A 23,035-nucleotide genomic window follows, 5' to 3' on the forward strand; every position below is an offset into this window, starting at 1 on the left:
TGGGCTATTTGATGGCCATTTTAATTTTTTTTACTTATTTATAAAATTAATAGCATTCATAGTGTTATTAAATTAATATTAATTTCATATTGGGTGCAATATATTTAAAAATCAGTTATTGATGGGAAATGGTCTGTTTTTCGATTGTCGGCTTTAAAAAATAAAAAAAATAAAAGTAGTAAGAATACTACTTATTGTGGTTTTGAGATTAACTCAGTTTTACAACCAGGGTTACCTTCTTTCATGTGAGGGGTTCTTAAAACTGTGTCGTTTGCTTTTTCGATTTCTCTTGCTTCTTGTGCTAATTTAGCAGCGCATGCAGCAATTTCGTGAGCAGCAGCTACTAATGGGATGAAGTTTTCGAAACCTCATTTCGTAAGCAGCAATAGCTTTTGCTTTTGCGTATGGGTTTGCGAATCCGCCAGCTTCTGCAGCTTTTTCAGCAGTAACGATGAGTTTAGGTAATTCGATTGCTTCTCCAGCGTCAGCTTGAGCGATTACAGCGTCGATAGTTTTTTGAACTAATCTTAAAGCACCGGTTTCAGCTAATACTTTTAAGATGTCGGAGTTGAAGATAGCCATTTCAGTTGGGTCTAACCATTCTCTTTTAGCACCAATCATTGGGTCGGACATAACGATGATGTAACCTAAGCCTTGTTCATCCATTTCGTCCTTTTTACCTTTACCAGGTGCGTCACCAATGATAATAGCAGGAACATCTTTTTCAGATAATAATTCTCTTGCTTTAGCTGGTCCAGGAGCTCCTGGGTTTGGGCTAATGAAAATTGCGAAATCAGGTTCGAAAGCGTCTATTTTAGGAACAACGTCTTCTACTTGTTCTGGGTTCATTTTTGCTCCAGATCCAAAGGTTCTTACATCGATATTTGGTCTGTCTGCTCTTTCGTCTAACAATAGGTCAATTACTGGTGAAGTACCAATATTACCACTTTTAATAATAGCAATTTTAACTACCATAATTAAATCTCCTTTTTCGATATTTATAATTTTAATTCAGAAACTATTTAAATTTTATTATTTACGATTTTTAAGCATTGTATAAATTATTTTAATGAATATTGTTTAATATTCTATTTGATTAGATAAAAAAATATACATTTCGATATATTTTTGAAAATTTATTGAGTAAAAATAAGTTAGAAAAGCCAAAATTTCAAAGAAAATTTGTACCGAAAATATGGAGTGTGGTAACTAATATGAAAAATTTTTAAAAATTAGAATAAGTGGTTCCGACGAGACTCGAACTCGTGATCCCCTCCTTGTAAGGGAGGTATCATACCACTAGACCACGGAACCAACAAATATTATTATGAATTTTCTATTATATATACCTTTCTATTTTGACAATTTTTGTTAAGAAAATTATATTAATATAAAATATTATATCTATACTTATAAAAAAAAATTTGAAGTGATATAATGGCATGGGACGATAAAGAAACTAAAGTTTGGATGGACGGAGAATTTGTTGAATGGAAAGATGCAAACATTTCAGTACTTTCTCACGTTGTTCATTATGGTACTAGTGTTTTTGAAGGCATTCGTGCATATGAAAACGAAAATGGTGTAGCAGTATTTCGCCTAAAAGAACATGTACAACGTTTATTTGATTCTGCAAAAATTTATAAGATTGATATTCCGTATACACAGGAAGAAGTTGAAGAAGCTATTTTAGAAACTCTTCGTGTCAATGATTTAGGAGCATGTTACATACGCCCAATCGTATTTAGAGGATATGGAGAATTAGGAGTAAACCCATTAGGCTGTCCTGTTAATGTAGTAATCGCCGCCTGGGAATGGGGATCCTACCTTGGAGAAGAAGGAATGGCAAATGGTGTAGACATTGGTGTTTCATCATGGAGAAAACCGGCACCGGATACTTTCCCTGCACTTGCAAAATGTGGTGCAAACTACATGAACTCCCAGTTAGCCAAACTCGAAGCCATAGACAATGGATTCGATGAAGCAATCATGCTTGATTATGAAGGACATGTTTCAGAAGGTAGTGGGGAAAACATTTTCCTTGTTGAAAATGGAAAGTTATTCACTCCGTCAATGTCCTCATCCAACCTCAGGGGAATTACCAGAGATTCCATCATGACCATTGCACGTGACTTAGGATATGAAGTAGTTGAGGAAGTCATTTCAAGAGAAAGATTATACTCTGCAGATGAAGTATTTTTCACAGGAACCGCAGCTGAAGTAACTCCAATCCGTTCAATTGACCACAGACAAATAGGCATTGGAAGAAGAGGTCCTGTTTCCGAAAAATTACAAACAGCATTCTTTGATCTTGTCGAAGCTAAAGTTGAAGATAAATACGGCTGGTTAAGTTATATCTAAGCGGTGTAATCTATGGATATAATTCAGGGAATTATAATCGGTATTGTTCAGGGTCTGACTGAATTTTTGCCGGTTAGTAGTTCAGCTCATTTGGTGTTTATCCAAAACATATTGGGTGTTGAAAGCTCTCTCGCTTTCGATACTTTTCTTCATTTGGGGTCTCTACTTGCAGTCTTATGGTTCTTTAGAGGAGATATCATTAAAATGATTTTATCCTGGATAAGCAGTATTCAGGACATTATCCAGGGAAGATTCAGGCAAGGTTTAATCGATGATCCTTATAAAAGACTTGCGTGGTATGTTATTTTAGCAACTATTCCTGTCGCTATTGTGGGAGTATTGTTTGATGATGCTGTGGAGTCACTGTTTGCCGGCGCATTATACGTTCCTGCATTTTTCCTGTTCGTAACCGGTACAATACTTTACCTGTCTCAAAGAATGACAAGCGGTCAAATTAATTTAAAAAATATTGGACCTAAGGAATCATTATTCATGGGTTTAGGTCAGGCATGTGCAGTCTTACCTGGTCTTTCACGTTCAGGTACAACAATCGCAGCAGGTCTTGTAATGGGACTTGACAAGGAATTTGCAGCCAAATTCAGTTTTATTTTATCAATTCCCGCTATTTTGGGCGCTTTTGTATTGCAGCTTAAAGACATCGGCGGGGCAATGGATGCGAACTTCCTGCCTGTAATTTTAGGTTTCATTGCAGCATTTGTTGCTGGATACGCAGCTATTAAATGGATGCTTGAATTAATTCAAAAAAGAAGTTTGGACATTTTCGCTTACTACTGCTGGATAGTGGGCATAGTTGTATTCATGGGCTCAATAGCTCATATATTTTAGATGTAATTGTAATTCAAAAAAAAATAAATCAATTATCATATGATAATTGATTATGCAATTACTTTAATTTTTTTGGTTAAGGTAGTGGTTCCATAAGTCTTAGTTGACTTGAAACCTACTTTAACGGTATATTTTTTATTTGCTTTTAGGTTAATAGTGATTTTTGCCTGTCCTTTGGCATTTGTTGTTTTGATAAAAGTTTTACCGTTGAGTTTAAACTTAACTTTAACATGCTTTATCGGTTTTTTATCTGCATTTTTAAAAGTGACAACAAATTTTCCTTTTTTGCGTATTGTAGTTTTTGAAGCTTTAATGATTGGTTTGACTACTTTAACTTTTATGGTTTTGCTGTTCCCGGTATAGTATTTATTTCCTTTGTAGGTAACTTTTACATTGAATGTTTTAGGTGCATCCTTAATTTTAAAACGGGCTATTCCGTCATCATCAGTATATGCACTATATGTTTTACCTCCCATTTTAATTGATACCTTTTCACCGACAATGCCTTCTTTATAACAGTTCAGTAAGCTTACAGATAACTTTTTGGTGCTTTTATAGTATTTTGTAAAATCCTTTACACTCAATGTTGAATATTTTGAGTCCACATCCAATTTCAATATCTGGTTGTCGATTTTTGCATAAACCTCATCGTCATTCTCTTCAGGCTTAATATTAAATGTTGCAGCACCATTCACCAATTTTTTTGTAATGGTTTTTGAAGATGTGTAAACTGTAACTTCTAAAGGAAGATTAATGCCTTCATTTAATTTGAGGATCTCTTTTGTTTCATTGTCAAAGTAATAATTTAAATCTACAGTTAGAATATTATTCCTATTTTTATAAACAATGCCGTTATCTGATGAAAATGTCATGACCAGCCATCTGGAAGCGTTGATTTTTTCAGGTCTATGATCACTGCTGTGCGGAGAGTAATAATAGGTGCTTACGTTGTTTTGTCCCCACCAGCAGTATAGTGCAGTTGCATTATCATCCAATGCAATGTCTCCAAAATATCTGTCTTTTATAATGTAGTTTCCAACAATTGCACATTTTTCCATGATGAGCTCGGTGTCTTTGAAGTTGTTGGTTACCGCTCCAAGGTATCCTGCATGATTTTTTTCAAAAATGGAATTATAAACTTTTGTAATAACATGCTGGCCGCTTGGCGGTGCTAAAATTGCCGCTGCATAATATTTGACATCATTATATCCGAAATAACTATTGTTTATGACCGCATAATTATGATTGCTTATGGCTCCCGCAGTATAGTTTGTAGTCAAATATTCGAATCTGCAGTTGTTGATTGTTGCATTTCCAAGGTTTAACAGTGCTGCTGCTGAGTAAACCACAAAATTCCTTGAAAATATGCATCCGTCAAGGTTTAATTTTCCGTTAGATGCAATACAACACCCTACACTTTCCTGTGCAGTCATAACGTTTTGAGTAAAATTGGAATTTCTGATGATGGTTTGCCCGATTGTATAAATAACTCCTCCATATTGAACTGCAGTATTGTTTATAAAACATGTATTTTCAATAGTCAATGTTCCAAAATTATTGTATATGGCTCCCCCATTGAGATATCCTTGAGAATTTCTTAAAATACAATTTTCAATTATAATTTGTCCGCCTTCATTATAAATCAGCCCTCCATTGTCAGTTAAATTACCATTTGTTAATGTAAGATTAATTAAAGTTAATTTGCTGTTTGAATTCATTGCAAATAATCTTCCGGATAATTCACAGTCAATTATTGTATTCTCTTTTGATTTGCCGATAAGAGTAACTGATTTGTCTAATGAAATGTTTCTGTTGTCTTCACCCACATAACGGCCATCATTTAGGTATATTGTAGAATCATTCGAAGTGTAATCTATAGCATGTCTTAAGCTATTGTAAGGATTTCCCTGACTTCCATCACCTAAATGGTCATTGCCGTCTGGCGAAATATATGCTTCAGATGTATCTGAACTTGTAATATTAGTATTAATATCGTCTATTGCACTAACACAGTTTATTGATGTAATTATTGATAAAATTACTAAAATAAGCAATATTTGTTTATATCGTCTATTCATTTTACCCTCCTTGTATAAGAATGTTCTTATCGATAGTAATTTTGTAGAATAAAATTAATAAAGATATCTAATGGGGGTGTAAAATGGTTGATCTGTGAAAAATTTTTGGTGATGATATAAATTAAAAAAAGGTTTAGAGAAATATCTCTAATTGCATACCTTTTCTATTCTTTTTCTAAGTTTTTCAACGGAATTTCCTAAAACGAGTGCAGTGTACATGGCTCCTCCGGCTCCTGCGCCCTCTTTAACAAATCCTTTCAGGTAATTTTTCAAACCGCCATGCTCTGATTCTTCAAATCTCGGATTCACTACATTAACGGTAATGTTATCGTCAATCTGTTTCAATATTCCGAAGAGGTCTGCGGTTTCATCGCCCGCTACAAATACTGTAGTGGCCAGGTTGATTCTTGAAAAGTCAAAGTTAGGCTGTACTGATTTTACAATGGCACAGACTGCAGCCATCTGTGTTCCTCCTGCCAAAATAATCGGAATATCAGAACCCAGTACGATTCCTGCCATTGCAGCTAATGTAGGGTCTCCAACTGCTCCGATGGCCTGCATTGCATCAATGTCATCTTTTTCAGGGTCAAGCCCTGCATTTTTCAATCCTTCATCGACGACTTTTGTTTTCATGTCATGAGGATTGTGGGGCATGCTGCCGCTGACTTTTTCATTTGCATCATAACCCAAAGCTCTTAAGACTCCTAACGCGGTGGTAGTTCCTGCAGCAATGCTTTCTCCGATAATTAGCATTTCATGTCTTCTTGACAACTCAGCACCCAAATCTTTTGCATTTTCAAATATTTCTAACGGATTTAAAACTCCTTTACCTGTTCTAATGTCTCTTCCGTAGTCTTTTCCGAGATGGACATATTCAACGTCAGGCTTAATTTTGGAACCGGCATCAACAATGACGAATGGGATATTTGCAAGTTGCAGTGCAGCTTTAGTAAGTCTTGCAGGTGTCGGTGCCGCTTCATCACCCACTACGGTTTCAGCAGGCGCTTCACAGCATCTTACTTCGCCTAAAATCATAAATTCGGCATCTGAAGCGGGAGTGTATTCTGTCAGGTCCGCTGATGGGCCTGCTCCTGAAATTCCTTCAATCAATGAGGTTTCAGTAGTTCCAATTGTAAGTAAAAATACCGGATCATCACATTTCTGAAGCATTTTGGTTAATTCTTCAGATCCGTAAGTTGTAATTCCATCAATCATTGTTTTCACCTTGTTTTTTCAACAAATCAATAATGATTTTATTTTGATTAATAATTTTCTTGTTTTGAATCATGATTTTCTTAAGCATTTCGATTTCCGGAAGTTCATCGTCCCTGTAGAATTGCTTGCCGTCCCTTGCCCTTGGCGGAATTCTGATCTGGTCTTTTGGAGGCAGTGATGTTTTTTCTTCCATAGGAGGAACTTCCATTTGCTCTTGAGGCGCTGACTGTTCGTCTGACCTTGGAGGTATGACTCCTCTTGAAGCGCTGTCCTCGTTTGAAACGAAGTCAACATATCTGTGTGTTACCTTATTTTTTGACCTTTCGTCAAGCAATTCCATCATTCTGTCATCCACTTCTTTAACACCGTGAAGTTGTTCCTGTTCCACCTCATGCAATAATCTTTTTTGAATATTGTAAGCATTATAAATTGGAATTCCACGAATTTCACATTCGTTTTTAAACATTTCACTGATGTTAATGTCTCCTGTCAATTTTTTAACTCTTTTCTGTTCCGGAGTATTCGCACTATAAAATCCCATGTTTTCACATTTGTTTTTTAAATTTAAAAAATATTTTTATATTCTTAATTATTAAATAATATTAATTAAATTTTTTTAGTTGATTATTTTGATAAGTTTAGGAATTGAAGGAACTGCAGAAAAAACCGGTGTAGGCATTGTGGATAGTGACGGAAATATATTGGCTATGGCTGGAAAACAGCTGTTTCCGGAAGAAGGTGGAATTCATCCAAGAATTGCCGCAGAACATCATGCAGAGTGGATTCCTAAGCTGATTCCCGAAGCTATTGCTCAGGCAGGAATTTCATATGATGACATTGACCTTATTTCATTTTCACAGGGTCCCGGTCTTGGTCCGGCCTTAAGGATAGTAGCAACATCAGCAAGAACACTGGCATTATCACTTAAAAAGCCAATTATAGGTGTGAATCACTGTATAGGTCATGTTGAAGTTGGAAAACTTGATACAGGTGCTGTCAATCCTGTTTCTCTTTACGTAAGTGGCGGAAACAGTCAAGTTATAGCATATGAAAGTGGAAGATACAGAATTTTTGGTGAAACCTTGGATATAGCTATCGGAAACTGCCTTGACCATTTTGGCCGTGAAACAGGTCTCGGACATCCTGGAGGTCCAGTAATTGAAAAACTGGCTAAGGAAGGTTCATATATAGATTTGCCTTACAGCGTAAAGGGTATGGACTTCTCATTTTCAGGATTGCTGTCAGCAGCATTGAGAGAAGCTGAAAGGGGAACCAAAATGGAGGATATCTGTTTTTCACTTCAGGAAACTGCCTTTTCAATGCTTGTGGAGGTGACCGAAAGGGCACTGTCCCACACACAAAAGGATGAGGTGATGCTTTGCGGTGGTGTTTCAGCCAATTCAAGATTGAGGGAAATGCTTAAGACAATGTCAGAAGAGCATGGTGCCAAATTTTATATGCCTGAAATGAAGCTCTGTGGCGATAATGGGGTAATGATTGCATGGCTGGGCCTGTTGATGTGCAACGAGTTCGGCCCAATGGATTTGGCTAATACCGGAATCATTCAGAGATTCAGAACAGATGAGGTCGATATTCCATGGATTGACAATACCAAAACCTATCTGACATTAGCGGATGATTTGATTGCAAAAGGCGCAGAATCAAACATTGTCAGGGCAAATTACCTGGGAGAGCCTGCTGTCTTGAAGGACAGGATTGTAAAAAATTACAGAATTCCCGAAATCGACAACAAAATCAGAAAGGCAAGATGCAAGCTTGAGGCCAGATTGTTGTCAGATGCAAAAGGGGCTGGCGTTGTAACACCGGTTCTATATGATGTTAATCTGGAAGACAAATCAATATTGATGGAAGAAATCGATGGTGTTATTGTTAAGGACATTATTGATGAGGATTTGGCATTTGAAATTGGCCGTGAAATCTCCAAGCTTCACTCAGCAGACATTATTCATGGAGACATTACCACCTCAAATATAATGCTTAGAGATGACCAGCTGGTTTTCATTGACTTCGGTCTTGGCAGACATTCAGGGCTTGATGAGGATAAGGCTGTTGATTTGCTTGTTTTGAAAAAATCCCTGCAAAGTATTGACTATAATTTAGCCGTAAAATACTTTGATTTGGTTTTAAAAGGATATGATAATGAAAAAGTTGCCGAACATATTTCAGATATTGAATCTCGAGGAAGATACACTCACTGATTTCACTTCCAATGGGGCAACCTTATTTTTCAATTTTTAACTGCAAAAACTAGAGTCCGTAAGCCCACATGGCAATCAAAGGTGTAATGTGGCCTTCAATAACGGCTGCAACAGCCAGTAGGATTACCATAACTACAAATATTGACAGAATATCTTTAAAATCAATATTATGCTCTTTGATCGTGTTTTTAAAATTCCTTTTTTTGATTATATCAATTTCGATTTTTGTCAACTTAAAGGCGATTGCCAGGGATAATGCTCCTGCGGTGTATTCTAATATGGCATGTGGCAGGATTGTTGAGCATGCGAATTTCAAATCAAAACCGAAAACATATCCGATTGAAATTCCATTGAAAACAGTTACTGCAAAGGAAAAAATGGAAAAAATCAATCCGCCAATAATTGTTAAAAAATCAACGATGAAATTGTGAATGAATAAGCTGATTGAGCTTGAAGCGGTGCTTACATTATTATTGACCGGGTTTGAAGATAGTGCATTTGATATGAAATTTAATTTATCGCCATTGTATATGTATCCCATACCTGCACCGATAATGGCCGAAATAAACATTATCAGTATTGCAGTTATTATGACTTTTTTGTTGCGTTCTATGAATCCTTCTTCAAATAGTTTCATAATTATAACTATGTCGAAATAATTATTTAAATTTGAATTTCAATGAGGCGTATCTTTTACATGTCCAGTCATTGGTTTTTTAAGTTCTGGAAAACATTTTCAAAAACCAACATATATAATAAAAACCACCTTCATATTTAAAAATATGATAACATTTATAACTGGTAACGAACATAAAGTAAAAGAAGCAGAGAATATTTTCAAGGATTATGACATTAACTTGAAGCATATTGATTTAGGTTACGAAGAGCCTCAGGGAACTCTTGAGGAAGTGGCCATATCAGGCGCAAAATATGCTTGTCATGAACTTGACTGTCCTGTGATTGTGGAAGATGCTGGTTTATTCATTAAAGCTTTGAATGGATTTCCAGGAACATATTCACATTATGTTCAAGATACTATTGGAAATCAGGGAATTTTAAAGTTATTAGCAGATTCTGATGACCGTTATGCCGAATTCAGGTCAGTTATTGGGTACTGTGCCCCCAATTCTGAGCCCAAGATCTTTTTAGGCAAAGTGTCAGGAGAAATCGCAGTTGAAGAAAGGGGAGATTTAGGTTTCGCTTTTGATCCGTTGTTTTATGTACCTAGTTTAGGTAAGACTTTCGGAGAACTTACAACTGATGAAAAAAACCAATTTTCACATAGAAAAAATTCTTTAGAAAAATTTATCAAATGGTATTCTAGTCAAGATTAACATTGTTTTTCTAATAATATACTTAATTGGGCTTATTTAAGATTTAAAAAATTTAAAGAGGTTTATATTATGGCAAGACCAGAATGGGTAACTTATAGTGATGAAGAAATTGAAGAAATGATTTTAAAATTTAACAGAGAAGGTAAAAGTACTTCCGAAATCGGTATTGTATTAAGAGACCAATACGGAATTCCATCAGTTAAAGATGTAACCGGCGAAAGAATTACCGAAATTTTAAGAAGAAACGGTCAAGCTGGAGACTATCCGGAAGACTTAATGAACTTAATCAGAAGAGCTGTTAACATCAGAGATCACTTAGAAGAAAACCCTAAAGATTTACACTCCAGAAGAGGTTTAACTATCATTGAATCCAGAATCAGAAGATTAGCTTCTTACTATGTAAATGAAGGTAAATTACCAGAAGGATGGAGATATAATCCAAGAGAAGCAGCACTCCTTGTTAAATAGAGCTAGTGAAGCTTGCAATATGCTCAAAGAGCATATGGAAAATGATACTGTTATCAGATTAATTTCTCATAACGACGCTGATGGAATCTCAGCAGCGGCAGTCATAGCGAATGCTTTGGCCGAAGAGGATGTTCAATTCCATGCAACTCTCGTCCCACGTCTTAAGGAAGATATGGTTAATCAGCTTAGAAGTGAAAAGCATGATTTATTCATATTTTCAGATATGGGCAGTCCGTTCATTAAGGAATTCAACACCTACAAGCATGATGTTATTGTTGCCGACCACCATCAGGTTAATGATACCGAAGCTGAAAGCAATGTCGTCCATGTGAATCCGCACCTTTTCGGTGTTGATGGAAGTAAGGACTTATGCGGTGCAGGTTCTGCTTATTTGACTATCAGGGATTTGGACAAAAAACATCTGGCTTATTATGCGTTGGTTGGAGCATTTGGTGATATGCAAGGTCAGGAAGGTTTTACAGGTGTAAACAAATTGATTCTTGACGATGCTCTTGAAAGTGGAAATCTGGAGATTCATGAAGGTTTAAAGATTGTTTCAAAATCATCAGAACCGATTTTCAAATCTCTGGCCTACACATTTTCACCACCCCTTCCGGGAATCAGTGGAGATTTGGATGGAGCCCGCGAGTTTCTGGAGCGCATGAACCTGTCTTATGGAATCAAATTCACAGACCTTGAAGATGAAGAAAAGGACTTGCTGAAGGATGCTTTAATCAGCATCAATCCTGATATTTTTGGGGATTGTTATACAGTTGTAAAGGAATCTCCGATGTTGCGTGATTTGGAGGAGTATTCATATATTCTTGATGCATGCGGCAAAAACAAAAAACAGGGATTGGGTTTAAGCATTGCTTTAGGCGAAAAGGATCAGGCTTTGGATGCCGCTTTAAGATTGCAACGCCAGTACCGTGACCAGATTGTCAAAGGTCTTGAATGGATTAAAAAGGAAGGAGCTCAACAATTAAATTCAATCCAATACCTTTACAGTGAAGATAAAATGTTGAAATCCATAATGGGAACCATTGCAAGCATTGGTTTGTCCGTTGAGCTATTGGATGATTCCAAACCAGTACTTGGTCTTTCAAGACTTCACAAGGATATTAAGATTTCAGGAAGAACAACCAGAGACATGGTTGCAAAAGGCGTTAATTTAGGAAAAGCCCTTCAGGATTCATCCAACAATTTCGGTGGAACCGGAGGAGGCCACGATATAGCGGCTGGTGCAATGATACCTTATGACAGTAAAGATAATTTCTTACACTTAGTTGATGAAATGGTTGAATATCAATTAAACAGTGATTAATATGTTTTTAACAAAAGAAGAACAACAAATGTGCGATGGGGAATTTGGAGAAACCATCAGAAAAAGTATGGATATACTTGTAGCCTTAGGCGATATCTATGGAGCTTCCAAATTGGTTGACATTACCTCCGCACAGGTATCCGGTGTTTCTTACAAAACAATCGGAGATGCCGGTTTGGAATATCTTGAGGATTTGGCTTTGGACGGTTCCGGAAAAGCTAGTGTAAATGCATCACTGAATCCTCCTGGAACCGATTTGGATAACTGGGAAGCATTGGGTTTTCCAAAGGACTTTGCAATAAAGCAAAATCAGATTGTAGATGCATATGCCAAACTGGGAATTTCCAAAACATGTACCTGCACTCCATATCTTGTAGGTAATGTTCCAAGGTTCAGAGACCACGTTTCATGGTCCGAATCATCTGCTGTTGCTTACGTAAACTCTGTAATCGGTGCCAGAACCAATCGTGAAGGAGGTCCTGCAGCACTTGCAGCAGCAATCGTTGGAAAAACTCCATTGTATGGTTTTCATTTGGAGCAAAACAGAAAAGCCAACCTTGTTGTTAATGTTAGCTGCGAATTAAGCGGCGCTGATTTTGGCGCATTGGGTTACATCATCGGTAAAGTTGTTGGCGGTGGAGTGCCTTACTTCAAGCTTCAAAACACTCCTAACAATAACGATTTGAAAACCCTTGGTGCCGCTTTGGCATCATCAGGTTCCGTTGCACTTTATCACATTGATAATGTAACTCCTGAATTCGACAAGGCCGGTGAGGCTGAAGTTGAGGATATAATGTTCATATCAGAAAATGAAATCAATGAAACCCGTCAGAAATTATCAACCACTGATAAGGATCCTGATTTAATCTGTTTAGGCTGTCCTCACGCATCACTTGAAGAAATTAAGCAGGTAGCAAGTATCGTACAGGGAAAAACTATTAAGAACAAACTATGGATTTGCACATCAGTCAGCGTAAAGGCAACAGCCGACAGGATGGGCTACACAGAAATTATTGAAAATGCGGGTGGAAATGTTGTATGTGACACCTGTATGGTTGTGGCTCCTATTGAAGATATGGGCTTTGAAGTGATTGGTGTAAATTCAGCAAAGGCAGCAAACTATGTTCCATCAATGTGTGGACTTGATGTTGTTTATAATGATGTAGAAAACCTTATTCAATTCGAATAAGTTTTCTCAAACTCTTTTTTTTTAAAACTTATTAAACTTTAAATTACATAAACTCTATAAATTATACTAATAGAAATTATGAGGAAGACTTTTTTATGAATTACTTAGTTGTTGGTGCCGGAAATGCTAGTAGGCCTGTTGCAAGATTGCTAAATTATTTGGGCCATAAAGTTGTAATAACTGATTTAAAAGATATTTCAGAATTTAAAATTGAATTTCAAAGAAGTTTAATTGAAATGGAAAAGGAAGGTGTTATTCTGGACCTGCCTAATAAAGATCCATCAACAGACGGGTTCGATGCAGTTTATATGCCTCCGACATTACCTGATTCCGCTCCGATAGCTCAAAAAGTTAAAAATTCAAATCTAAAAGTCTTAACCAATGAAGAATTTTCCCGAATCGTCAACGACCTGATTCCTGTCGACATCATCGGTATCACCGGAACCATGGGTAAGACTACAACAACCTTCATTACTACAAGTCTTTTCAAACAGGCAGGATTTAAAGTGTGGTCCTGTTCATCACTTGTAAACAACCTGGTTTCAGAAGCCATCATCGACGGTATAGTAAAAGGAAAAGCAGATGATTGTGATATAGCTATTTTTGAACTTCCTCACGGCACTATAGGTCTTCTAAATAGATTGAATGTTAAAATAGGTCTTTTGACAAATATTGCAGAGGACCATCTGTCAGAATTCGGAGGTTCACTTGAAAAATACCAGCAGCGCAAACTTGTCCTGCAGGCAATGAGCGAAACTTTCATTGCAAACAATTCCTGCCGTGACATTATCGAAAGCGTCCGTGATGATGCAATCTATTATGCATTGGATGAGGATGTGGACTTCAAGGGAACTGTTGGGGAAAAATCATTGACAATAAAGTCAAAGGATGTGGAATTTACAACCCCATTTTATATGATGAGCTATTTCTTTGAAAACTCCGTTGCTGCATCAGCAGCTGCATTGACATACGGCGTCAGTGAAAAAGACATTACTGATGCACTGACTGTATTTAAGGGATTGCCTGCACACATGGAGGATGTCGGAGATTACAACGGAAGAAGGGTAATTCTGGATTCCGCATTTTTATATGACGGAATGAAAATTACATTGGACTATTTTAAGGATGAAAGTGTAGTCCTGTTCCTGGATCATTTTGATACATTATCTGTAAGGGATAAGGCTGAAGTTGGCGAATTAGTAAGCAACTATGATATCAAGGCAGTAATAGCAAGCGGATTTAATGAAGTGACTCAAGAGGTTGAAATGGAAGCGGCCCAGGAAATTCTGGATGCAATTTCCAATCCTGACATTGAAAAGATAGCTGTTGAAAATATAGAGATAGCCGCATGTGAGACATTCAAATATTCAAGACCTGGTGATATCATTTTACATATGGGTCCCCTCATAGCATACGACAGGCTTACTACAGTGGACAAGATTATGAAAGGATTAGAGGAAGGGAGCAAAAAGTATGAATAAAAATAAGACCTTTGGAGTCATTGGAGTTTGCGGAGCAAATGGTAATCTAATTGCCAGAATTCTTAAGCAAAGAGGATATAATGTTATAGGTACAGACATAACATTTAAAAAGGATTGCAGATTCGCAAAGGCTCTGGAAGGTTATGACATTGATGTTTATTACGGACAGACTCCGGAATCATTTTTCAAGAAGGCGGATTACATAATTCCTCCTGCAAGCATGTCAAAAGATGCTGAAATTTTAAAGAATTGCGGAAAGCCAATTTTGGAATTATGCGACATTATTGATATGATCAAGCCAGAAAAGCCTGTATTCGGAATTACAGGCACAAACGGCAAAACAACCACAACAACACTTCTTAAAAGAATTGCTTATGATAATGGAATCAAGCCATGTGAACATGACCTTGAAGGCATGCAGGGCAATGCAGAATTCATTCCTATACTGCAGTCAAGGCTGGATGGGGATGTCGGGATTCTTGAAGTCGGAACCTTCGGCGTTCCGGGAACTGTTGGAAGGATTGTCAAAAATACAGACATGGCATCCGGTTTGATTACAAACATCACTCCCGACCATTTGAATGACCTTGGAAGCTTTATGGATTATGCCAACGTTAAAGGGGAATTCATCTCCGAGCTGGGTTTGGGCCAGCTGATTGTCAACGGCCATGATCCGACCATCATGGGACTTTTACGCGAACTTGACTTTAAAGGGGAGGTCATCACATTCGGTGTCGATGAGCTTCCGGATTCCATCGGTATGAAGGAATGTGTCTGCGGTGAAGAAATTGCAGTTAAGGAAATAATTTCCGGTTGCGGATATTACTTCTGCAAATGCGGCATAACTACTCCTCAGGTTGACTACATAGCTACAAATGTGGACCTTGCCAACAGAACTTTCGATTTGCACACTCCAACAGAAAAACTAACTGTTAAAATGGGTGTAGACGGACTGCATAATGTCTATAACTTAACAGGAGTTATTATTGCGGCCCATGAATTCCTTGACCTGCCGTATGATAAGATATTGCCTTCCATTGCCAGCTTCACTGGGGTCAGCGGAAGAATGGAGGAAGTGTGTGAGGTTAATGGAAAAGACATTTTCGTTGATTATGCCCACAATCCTGCAGGTGTGGAAACTGTACTTAAAGAGTTTAAAAAGCTATTCGGCGACTTTACAACCGTCATAACAGTTTCATCAGAATCAGGTTATGTTGGTGATCTTGACATATTCAACAGTGTTTTGAAGTTCTCCAAATTCATTGTTCCTGCTTCAGTTGCATCTCAAAAGATAGCTCTTGAAAAATTGAGGGCCAACCCTAAATTGAATGACAGGATATTTTTAAACCATGTCGATGACTTTGAAAAAAGGGGAACATTGGGTGCATCTGAAGAAGAAGTGCGTGACGGTTTAAGAAAAGCTCTAAACTTGGATTGTGAAATGGTTATAGCTATTGGAGAAGCCGCCACCAAGTACAAATCCATTATTTTTGACTTATAATGTTATTTTTGTCTAAAAATAATATTATTCATCACTTTTTCTAAATTCGCCATATAATTTAATCTTTTCAGTGGCAATATTACTCATCAAATGCTCTCACTAATCCTTTATAAGCATTGAAAAATAATATCATAATAAGGGTTATTGGTATAAACTCATTTTTTAATTCAGAAGGTTTTCTTATGGCTAGTTATATTTCACATCCTTTAATTAAAAAAGATTCTATTGAATCCAGATTATATCAGCAGGTTTTAGCTGGGGATGTTTTAAAAAAGGGAAATACGATGGTTGTCGCACCTACTGCACTGGGTAAAACTATTGTCGCAATCTTGGTGGCTGCAGACAGGCTGCAGAAGGTGAAAAATTCAAAAGTGCTTATATTGGCGCCATCAAAACCGCTAGCTATTCAGCATGAAGACAGCTTTAAGGAATTTTTAACCCTGCCCTGCTCATCAATAACAGGAGCAATCAAGACAGATGAGAGGGTTAAAAGATGGGAGGAATCCAGGGTAATCTGTGCAACTCCGCAGACTGTCGAATCCGATTTGTTGAACGGACGTTATGATTTAAGCAATGTTTCACTTATTGTTTTTGATGAATGCCACCATGGTGTTGGGGCGTACTCCTATGTTTATCTGGCTTCCCGTTATGTTCAGGAATCAAATTATAATCTGATTTTGGGTCTTACAGCTTCTCCCGGCTCTGACAAGTCAAAAATCAAGGAAGTGTGTGAAAATCTATACATTCAGAATATCGTAGTTAAAACAGAACAGGATTCCGATGTAAGGCCATACTTCAATCCGGTTGAAATTGACTGGGTCAGAGTTAAAATGAGCAGTGAACTTGAGAAAATAAAAAAATACATTGACAAGGCCCTGAAAGTAAGACTTAAAGCTTTAAAGAATATGGGAGTAATCAGAACAGTTTCCGTCGGTAAGGTGGATATTCTAAAGGCAAGAGGAAGGATTCAGGGTGAAATTGCAAGGTCCGTCAATCCGGACAAGGATCTTTTCCAGGCCATTTCAATTTTAAGTGCGGTAATCAATATTCAGCATTCACAGGAGCTGATAGAAACTCAGGGGATCCAAACTTTCAATAAGTATATTGCCCGTTTGCGAAAGAAAAGGACAAAAGCGGCAAAATCCTTAATGTGGGATGACAATTTTGGAAGGGCAGTCAAGATGGCACGTGAGGCTGAAAAACACGGTTGGGAACATCCTAAACTTCGTGAAGTAACCAATATCTTGAAAAAGGAACTGGGTGCTGACGATGGCCAGACAAAACTCCAATCCACAAGGTTTAAGGAAAAAGATGAAAAGTCTTCAAAAGTCATTGTATTTACACAATACAGGGACACTTTGGAGATGATTCACCAAAAGCTTGAGAAGGAAGGCATCAAATCAGCCAAGTTCTTCGGTCAGGCTGCAAAGGATGGTGAAAAGGGTCTTACTCAAAAGGAACAGAAAGCCATTATCAAATCATTTAGAATGGGGGAGTATGATGTTCTGTTATCAACAAGTGTTGCTGAAGAGGGTATTGATATTCCTGCAGTTGATTTGGTTATTTTATATGAGCCTGTTCCATCAGAAGTTCGTATGATTCAAAGGAGAGGCAGAACCGGCCGTAAAAGAACAGGTCGTGTAAAGGTATTGATTACAAACGGAACAAGGGATGAGGCTTATTACTGGGCAAGTGTTAGAAAAGAGGAGCACATGAAATACCAGCTGATTGATCCTAAAGTTTTGGAAGAGTTAAATGCCTCTGCCATTGAGAGAATGGAGAATCAGAAGAGAATTAAAGTCATCGACAGGCCGAAGGTTGAAAAATCCAACCCTGTTGTTTTTGCAGATTCAAGGGAAGGCAATTCTAAGGTCATCAGGCATCTGTCTGAAATGGAGATTGACGTTCAAATCAGGTCAATGGCTGTCGGAGATTATCAGGTAAGCGATGAAGTGGTTATCGAAAGGAAAACCGCAAAGGATTTTGTTGATTCAATAATCGATAAGAGGCTGTTCAAACAGGCACGTGAACTGTCCGAAGAGTTCAAACGTCCGCTTCTTATTTTGGAAGGTGATGACATCTACAACGGCATGTTGCATCCAAATGCAGTAAGGGGAACCATTGCAGCTATTGCAATCGATTTCGGCATCAGCATCATTCCAACCAGAAACTCTGAGGATACTGCCGCTATGATTAAAAGAATCGCTGTTCGTGAACAGAGCGGTGATAAGGTCAATATACAAATCAGGACGGATAAGAAACCTACAAGTCTGTGGGAACAGCAGTTGTTTATAATTGAATCATTGCCTAATATAGGTCCCGTCAATGCCAAAAACTTGCTTAAGCACTTCGGTACTGTGGAAAATGTAATCAAAGCTACTGAAGGTGAACTTCAGGAAGTTGAAGGTATAGGTAAAAAAACAGCTAAAAATATAAGAAAAGTGGTTGAATCCAAATATTTATACTTTGAAAATGAAATAAAAGAAAAGAAACTTCTTTAATTAGATTTTGAAGTTGTCTTTCATGTATTCATAACTTTTTTTAATGGAATCGTAATCATTTACCTCAATGATATAGATGCCATCAAATTTATTTTTCTCAAAATTATTGATGATAGTGTTTAATTCAATGGAGCCTTCACCTAATGCAAGGTGAGCATCATCATCACCAAAATTATCATGGGCATGTATGTGTTTAATTGAATCAAAATACATTGCCTCCGGAGGATAGCTTGCATGGTTTGCATGGCCGATGTCCAGTGTCATTGACATGTCAAGTGAAACCAGAAGATCATTTAAATCCCCCAGATTCTGGTAAATCATTCCGTCAAATGTTGGCATGTTTTCAATTGTGGTCAAAACACCAAGATTGCTGCCGTATTCACCAATTTCCTTAATGGATTCGTTTGAATATTGGTAAACCTTGTCAAGGAAATATTTGTTGGCCAAAAATGGTGCAAGTCCCGGATGCACAACAACTGCTTCGGCATTGATTTTTCCAGCCAAATCTATTGATTCCTTAATCTGTTTTATTGAGTTTAATCTGCTTTTATCCTGCAATGCGGCAATGTTTACATCCATAAATGGGGCATGAATTGAGTATTTCAGGTCATAGCTTTCCAATACATTGACGTCAATGTTTTCTGATGGGAACTGATGGACCAATTCAGCATATTCAAGTCCCAATTCTTCAATGAATTCCAATGTCTTTTCCAATGGATATTCTATTCCTGCTAGTGTTGATGCACCGATTTTCATGATATCACTATTTTCTAACTGCTGTAATTGTCAATCCCATCTCAATCGCTTCCAGGATGAAATCGGACAGTTCAATTCCATTTTTGATTTTTATTTCTCCTTTTTTGGAGGTTGTTGCGGTAAGCAGGTATTCTCCTTCAATGAGAATGTCAAAGTTCTGCCTTCCATTTTCTTTTCCAAGCTCTAAAATCATTTGTTTTCGAGTGTGTGTAATGTCAACCTCAATTGGGGTTTTATTAACAGGTTTTTCGTCAATGACTTCCACGCACAAGCTGATTCCAATGTCACGTTCGATTTCAGCAATTCTTTTACCGTTCTTGCCGATGATTTTTGGAACGTACTCGTCGGGAATGTAAATGTTGGCCCTGTCAGGGGAGATGACTTCAACATCGACTTTTGCCTTTTTGGGAAGAATCCTTTTTATTTTCCTTAGGATTTCATTTTCGGCAATGACGTCGACAGAGGATTTTTGGGTTTCGGAACTTCCTCCTCCGTTTACCAAATCCATGTCCATAACGATTGTCTGCTCACCGTAGGTGTAGATTTCGTTTTTGAGCTCTCCGGTTTCAAAGTCCCTGACTTCAATGACCGGTCTTGCAAGATCGGCTTCTTTCATTCCTGTCGGAACTTTAACGGTCATTTTTGTTTCATAGACACTTGTTACTTTACCGTTTTCAATGTAGATGCTTGTATCGACAATTGAAGGAATGACTCCCAATTCCACTCTTGAAGCTATTCTTTGTATTGCATCAATCGGGCGTGTTGCGTGAACAACCCCGATCATTCCCACACCTGCAAGCCTCATGTCTGCGAAAATGTTAAAGTCGGTATTTTTCCTGAGCTCATCATAGATTGTGTAGTCGGGCCTTACCAGGAGCAATACGTCAGCTGTATTTTCCATGCTTCCTTCCAGAGGAGCATATTGTGTGATTTCGTCTGGAAGCTGCAGGTCTCTTGGTGATTCCATGGTCTTTACGACCTTATTCAATTTTGATGAATAATAGTTTGCAATGGCCTGTACAAAGGTGGATTTACCCGCTCCCGGTGAACCTGAAATCAATATTCCTTCAGCGCTTGTTCTGATTCTGTCAAGCAGCTTGTCTGTCAGGTTGTATTCGTCTAAACTAATTTTGGCAACAGGCTTTACTGCAGTAATTTCCAAACCTTCCGCAAATGGAGGGTATGCTATGGATATTCTGTATTCCCTTGACTGGACTACGAATGAGCCTTCCATGTCTGATTCCAAATAGGTTTTTGAATCGGACTTTGCTTTGTCAAGTATCTCGTCTACAATCTCTTTAAGTTCGGAGTATGAATAAGGTTTATCTGAAAGCTGAACAAAATCGATATGACCTGGTGTTCCCTTTTTAGCCATAGGCACTACATTTTCTTTTAAATGTATGGACATTGTGGTGTCGTCAAAGAATTTTTCTATTGAGAGAGCTTTATGGATATATTTTTGTTCAAAATAATAAACAGGAATTCCTTGAGCCTTTGCCACTTCTGCCTGAACCTTATCGTTTGTTAAAAGGGTTCCAAATTCGGATCTTGCCAGGTCACGTATGATGCTGTCGATTTCTCCGCTTTTGGCATATTTGATATCATAATTGGTAGGACGTTTGCCTTTGAATGTAATGGCCAGTTCGCCATCGTCCTGCATTTGCTGTAGTTTTTGAAGTTCTGCTAGCCCTTTTGTCCCTTCAGATCTTTTGGCATTTGCCTGATGTTCAAGTTCACAAACCACCGCTTCCGGAACAACAACTTCGGGATAGTCAAAATCTCCGTTTTCTATTAATTCGCTTACAGCGCCTATTATCACTGCGCTTGTATCTGGTATTATGCATTTCATTTTCAATACACGTCTTCTGGATTTACTAATCTTTCCAAGATTATTTCTAAGTCATCATCTTTCAAGTCTTCAATATCCACTGCGTTGTCAGTGTTGATTTTTCTAAAAAAGCATGATAAGTAACCTTCATGACATGCTGCACCGGTCTGTTTGATTTTTAAAACAACCGCATCCATGTCGCAGTCAACAAGAATCTCTTTAACTTCCTGGAAATGTCCTGATGATTCTCCCTTAAGCCATAGCTGGTTTCTTGAAGTACTCCAGTAATGTGCTTTTCCGGTCTGTATTGTTTTAATCAATGCTTCCTTGTTCATGTTTGCAAGCATCAGTATTTGGTTTGTATCTGCATCCTGTGCAACTGCTGTGATTACTTTAACGCCATTTATTTCATGTCTGAAGTTAATTTCCATTTTCATTCCTCTTTCAAGTAGTTTACAATATCATCAACATCAACCAGTTCCTGTTCGCCGCTGACCATATCCTTTATTGTGACTTTTCCTTCATCCAAATCCTTTTCGCCGATAATAATCATTTTCGGGACTTTGATCTTATCTGCATGGTTCATTAGCTTTTTGAATTTTTTGCCGTTAAGGTCAACATCCACTTTAATGTCGTTTTTTCTTAATTTCTGTGTTATTTCATAGGCTTTGGTCCTTACGCCATCTGAAATTGGAGCGACATAAACGTCAAGGTGTGAAGGCAACTCTTCTGAGTCGGTCAACTCTTCAATTGCATTCATAAGTCTGTCAAAACCAAGTGCAAAACCTGTTGATTCAACTTCCTGGCCTCCAAAGAGTTTGACGAGGTTGTATGACCCTCCGCCACAAATCTGTTTTTGGGCGCCAAGTTCTGGAACATAAATTTCAAATACGATTCCTGTGTAGTAGTCAAGTCCTCTTGCAACGCCTAAATTTAAGGTGTAGTTGGTAACGTCAAAAGCTTCCAATAGTTCAATTAATTGTTTAAATTCATTTAAAGCTTCTTTTGGCTCATCATAAGGTTCAAGCAAATCTTCAACTTCACTTAAAATGGTTTTATCTCCGACCATATCGATTAATTTTAATAGGATTTGATTTAACTCGTCATTGTCAATTACAGGTTCGTCTCCACTAAGGGATTCGATTAACAGGTCCTTGTCTCCCTTATCGATAACGACCATTATTTCCCTTTGGGTTTCCTGGGTGATTTCAAAGTGTTTGAACAGTCCCCTTATGATTCCAAGGTGGTTGAGATTGACGTCTGCGGTTGTAATTCCGAGTCCGTTGATTGCATCGGTACAAAGGGCAATGACTTCAGCTTCGCCCTGAGGGGATTTGGCTCCAATCAGTTCGCAACCGAATTGCCAGAATTGTCTGAACCTTCCTTTTTGAGGTCTTTCATATCTGAAACAGCTTCCATAGTAATAAAGTTTTATAGGTTTTGCGGAAGTCTTTTCAAGTTCATTAAGGTATAATCTTGCAACTGGGGCAGTAATTTCAGGTCTTAAGGTCAATTCCCTGTCTGACTTGTCTTTAAAGTTATATAACTGGTTTACAATTTCTTCCCCTGATTTTGTTGTAAATAACTTCAATTCCTCAAATAAAGGTGTTTTAATTTCTTGATAACCGTAATTTTCGAATATGTTTCTTAAGGTACGCTCTGCTTTTTTTCTTTGTCTCATTTCGTCAAATAAGAAATCTCTTGTACCTCTTGGTCTTGTAAATTCCATTTTTGCTCTCCTATCAATAAATTTATTATAATATAACTATGTTTTTTAGATGTTATATAGTCTTTTGTTGAATATTACTCATCAAATGCTCTCGGACAGTTAATTTTTAACATGGGAGTATTATTTTTATATAAGTTTATGGAGTGTGCTTTTGTGTTTTTGCACATTCTCACAGTTAAGAAGGTTTTAACTGTCTGTAAGTACA

The 23,035-nt window shown here is 37.6% G+C and carries 18 protein-coding genes, 1 tRNA gene and 1 pseudogene; 10 read left to right on the plus strand and 10 right to left on the minus strand.

The features are described from left to right. Positions 1-191: 191 nt before the first annotated feature. Positions 192-975 (minus strand): annotated as a pseudogene (locus QZU83_RS05970) (F420-dependent methylenetetrahydromethanopterin dehydrogenase). 267 nt (positions 976-1,242) lie between these two features. Next, positions 1,243-1,314: transfer RNA gene (locus QZU83_RS05975), tRNA-Val, on the minus strand. 123 nt (positions 1,315-1,437) lie between these two features. Here QZU83_RS05975 and ilvE point away from each other — a divergent pair. Together ilvE and uppP are read left to right on the plus strand one after the other, a co-directional pair. Next, positions 1,438-2,361 (plus strand): branched-chain-amino-acid transaminase, encoded by a 924-nt coding sequence (ilvE, locus tag QZU83_RS05980; protein WP_295610469.1) that lies wholly within the window; start codon positions 1,438-1,440, stop codon positions 2,359-2,361. A 12-nt stretch (positions 2,362-2,373) separates the two neighbouring features. Next, positions 2,374-3,207: an undecaprenyl-diphosphatase UppP gene (gene uppP, locus QZU83_RS05985; RefSeq protein WP_295610471.1), complete on the plus strand. Its 834-nt coding sequence runs from the start codon at positions 2,374-2,376 to the stop codon at positions 3,205-3,207. A 50-nt stretch (positions 3,208-3,257) separates the two neighbouring features. On the opposite strand, the gene QZU83_RS05990 is transcribed toward uppP, so the two are convergent. The 3 genes from QZU83_RS05990 to QZU83_RS06000 all read right to left on the minus strand — a co-directional run bounded on the left by QZU83_RS05990 (position 3,258) and on the right by QZU83_RS06000 (position 7,041). Next, positions 3,258-5,285 (minus strand): hypothetical protein, encoded by a 2,028-nt coding sequence (locus tag QZU83_RS05990; protein WP_295610472.1) that lies wholly within the window; start codon positions 5,283-5,285, stop codon positions 3,258-3,260. A gap of 147 nt (positions 5,286-5,432) precedes the next feature. Then, the gene (gene cobT, locus QZU83_RS05995; RefSeq protein ID WP_295610473.1) at positions 5,433-6,500 is read right to left on the minus strand and encodes a nicotinate mononucleotide-dependent phosphoribosyltransferase CobT; all 1,068 of its coding nucleotides are present in this window, start codon (positions 6,498-6,500) and stop codon (positions 5,433-5,435) included. Further along, the gene (locus tag QZU83_RS06000) at positions 6,493-7,041 is read right to left on the minus strand and encodes a hypothetical protein (RefSeq protein ID WP_295610475.1); all 549 of its coding nucleotides are present in this window, start codon (positions 7,039-7,041) and stop codon (positions 6,493-6,495) included. The genes cobT and QZU83_RS06000 overlap by 8 nt, the downstream gene beginning before the upstream one ends. A gap of 79 nt (positions 7,042-7,120) precedes the next feature. Here QZU83_RS06000 and QZU83_RS06005 point away from each other — a divergent pair, with 79 nt between their 5' ends. Then, positions 7,121-8,719, plus strand: coding sequence for a bifunctional N(6)-L-threonylcarbamoyladenine synthase/serine/threonine protein kinase (locus tag QZU83_RS06005; RefSeq protein WP_295610476.1), 1,599 nt, complete (start codon positions 7,121-7,123; stop codon positions 8,717-8,719). A gap of 49 nt (positions 8,720-8,768) precedes the next feature. On the opposite strand, the gene QZU83_RS06010 is transcribed toward QZU83_RS06005, so the two are convergent. Continuing rightward, positions 8,769-9,356, minus strand: a complete 588-nt coding sequence (locus QZU83_RS06010) for a stage II sporulation protein M (RefSeq protein WP_295610478.1) — start codon at positions 9,354-9,356, stop codon at positions 8,769-8,771. A 145-nt stretch (positions 9,357-9,501) separates the two neighbouring features. Here QZU83_RS06010 and QZU83_RS06015 point away from each other — a divergent pair, with 145 nt between their 5' ends. The 7 genes from QZU83_RS06015 to QZU83_RS06045 all read left to right on the plus strand — a co-directional run bounded on the left by QZU83_RS06015 (position 9,502) and on the right by QZU83_RS06045 (position 18,517). Continuing rightward, a complete protein-coding gene (locus tag QZU83_RS06015; RefSeq protein WP_295610479.1) occupies positions 9,502-10,053 on the plus strand; it encodes an XTP/dITP diphosphatase in 552 nt (183 codons plus the stop codon). Between the two features lie 69 nt (positions 10,054-10,122). Further along, positions 10,123-10,521, plus strand: coding sequence for a 30S ribosomal protein S15 (locus QZU83_RS06020; protein WP_295610481.1), 399 nt, complete (start codon positions 10,123-10,125; stop codon positions 10,519-10,521). Continuing rightward, a complete protein-coding gene (locus QZU83_RS06025) occupies positions 10,511-11,845 on the plus strand; it encodes a DHH family phosphoesterase (protein WP_295610538.1) in 1,335 nt (444 codons plus the stop codon). The genes QZU83_RS06020 and QZU83_RS06025 overlap by 11 nt, the downstream gene beginning before the upstream one ends. A 1-nt stretch (position 11,846) precedes the next feature. Next, positions 11,847-13,034, plus strand: a complete 1,188-nt coding sequence (locus tag QZU83_RS06030; RefSeq protein WP_295610482.1) for an aconitase X catalytic domain-containing protein — start codon at positions 11,847-11,849, stop codon at positions 13,032-13,034. Positions 13,035-13,129: 95 nt separating this feature from the next. After that, on the plus strand, positions 13,130-14,515 hold the full coding sequence (locus tag QZU83_RS06035) for a Mur ligase family protein (RefSeq protein WP_295610483.1): 1,386 nt from the start codon (positions 13,130-13,132) through the stop codon (positions 14,513-14,515). Further along, complete coding sequence (locus QZU83_RS06040) at positions 14,508-16,016, plus strand: Mur ligase family protein (RefSeq protein ID WP_295610485.1); 1,509 nt, start codon at positions 14,508-14,510, stop codon at positions 16,014-16,016. The genes QZU83_RS06035 and QZU83_RS06040 overlap by 8 nt, the downstream gene beginning before the upstream one ends. A 182-nt stretch (positions 16,017-16,198) precedes the next feature. Then, positions 16,199-18,517, plus strand: coding sequence for a DEAD/DEAH box helicase (locus tag QZU83_RS06045; RefSeq protein WP_295610487.1), 2,319 nt, complete (start codon positions 16,199-16,201; stop codon positions 18,515-18,517). On the opposite strand, the gene QZU83_RS06050 is transcribed toward QZU83_RS06045, so the two are convergent. Genes QZU83_RS06050 through hisS form a run of 4 tightly spaced genes read right to left on the minus strand, consistent with a single transcriptional unit; the run spans position 18,518 to position 22,830 of the window. Continuing rightward, positions 18,518-19,273 carry a sugar phosphate isomerase/epimerase gene (locus tag QZU83_RS06050; protein ID WP_295610488.1) on the minus strand — a complete coding sequence of 252 codons (756 nt, stop codon included), beginning with the start codon at positions 19,271-19,273 and terminating at the stop codon, positions 18,518-18,520. A 7-nt stretch (positions 19,274-19,280) separates the two neighbouring features. Then, positions 19,281-21,122 (minus strand): PINc/VapC family ATPase, encoded by a 1,842-nt coding sequence (locus QZU83_RS06055; protein ID WP_295610490.1) that lies wholly within the window; start codon positions 21,120-21,122, stop codon positions 19,281-19,283. Positions 21,123-21,124: 2 nt separating this feature from the next. Continuing rightward, a complete protein-coding gene (gene hisI / locus QZU83_RS06060; RefSeq protein WP_295610491.1) occupies positions 21,125-21,532 on the minus strand; it encodes a phosphoribosyl-AMP cyclohydrolase in 408 nt (135 codons plus the stop codon). A 2-nt stretch (positions 21,533-21,534) separates the two neighbouring features. After that, positions 21,535-22,830: a histidine--tRNA ligase gene (gene hisS / locus QZU83_RS06065; RefSeq protein WP_295610493.1), complete on the minus strand. Its 1,296-nt coding sequence runs from the start codon at positions 22,828-22,830 to the stop codon at positions 21,535-21,537. Between the last annotated feature and the right edge of the window lie 205 nt (positions 22,831-23,035).

It is taken from the genome of uncultured Methanobrevibacter sp. (assembly GCF_902771435.1).
Taxonomy (GTDB): Archaea; Methanobacteriota; Methanobacteria; order Methanobacteriales; family Methanobacteriaceae; genus Methanocatella.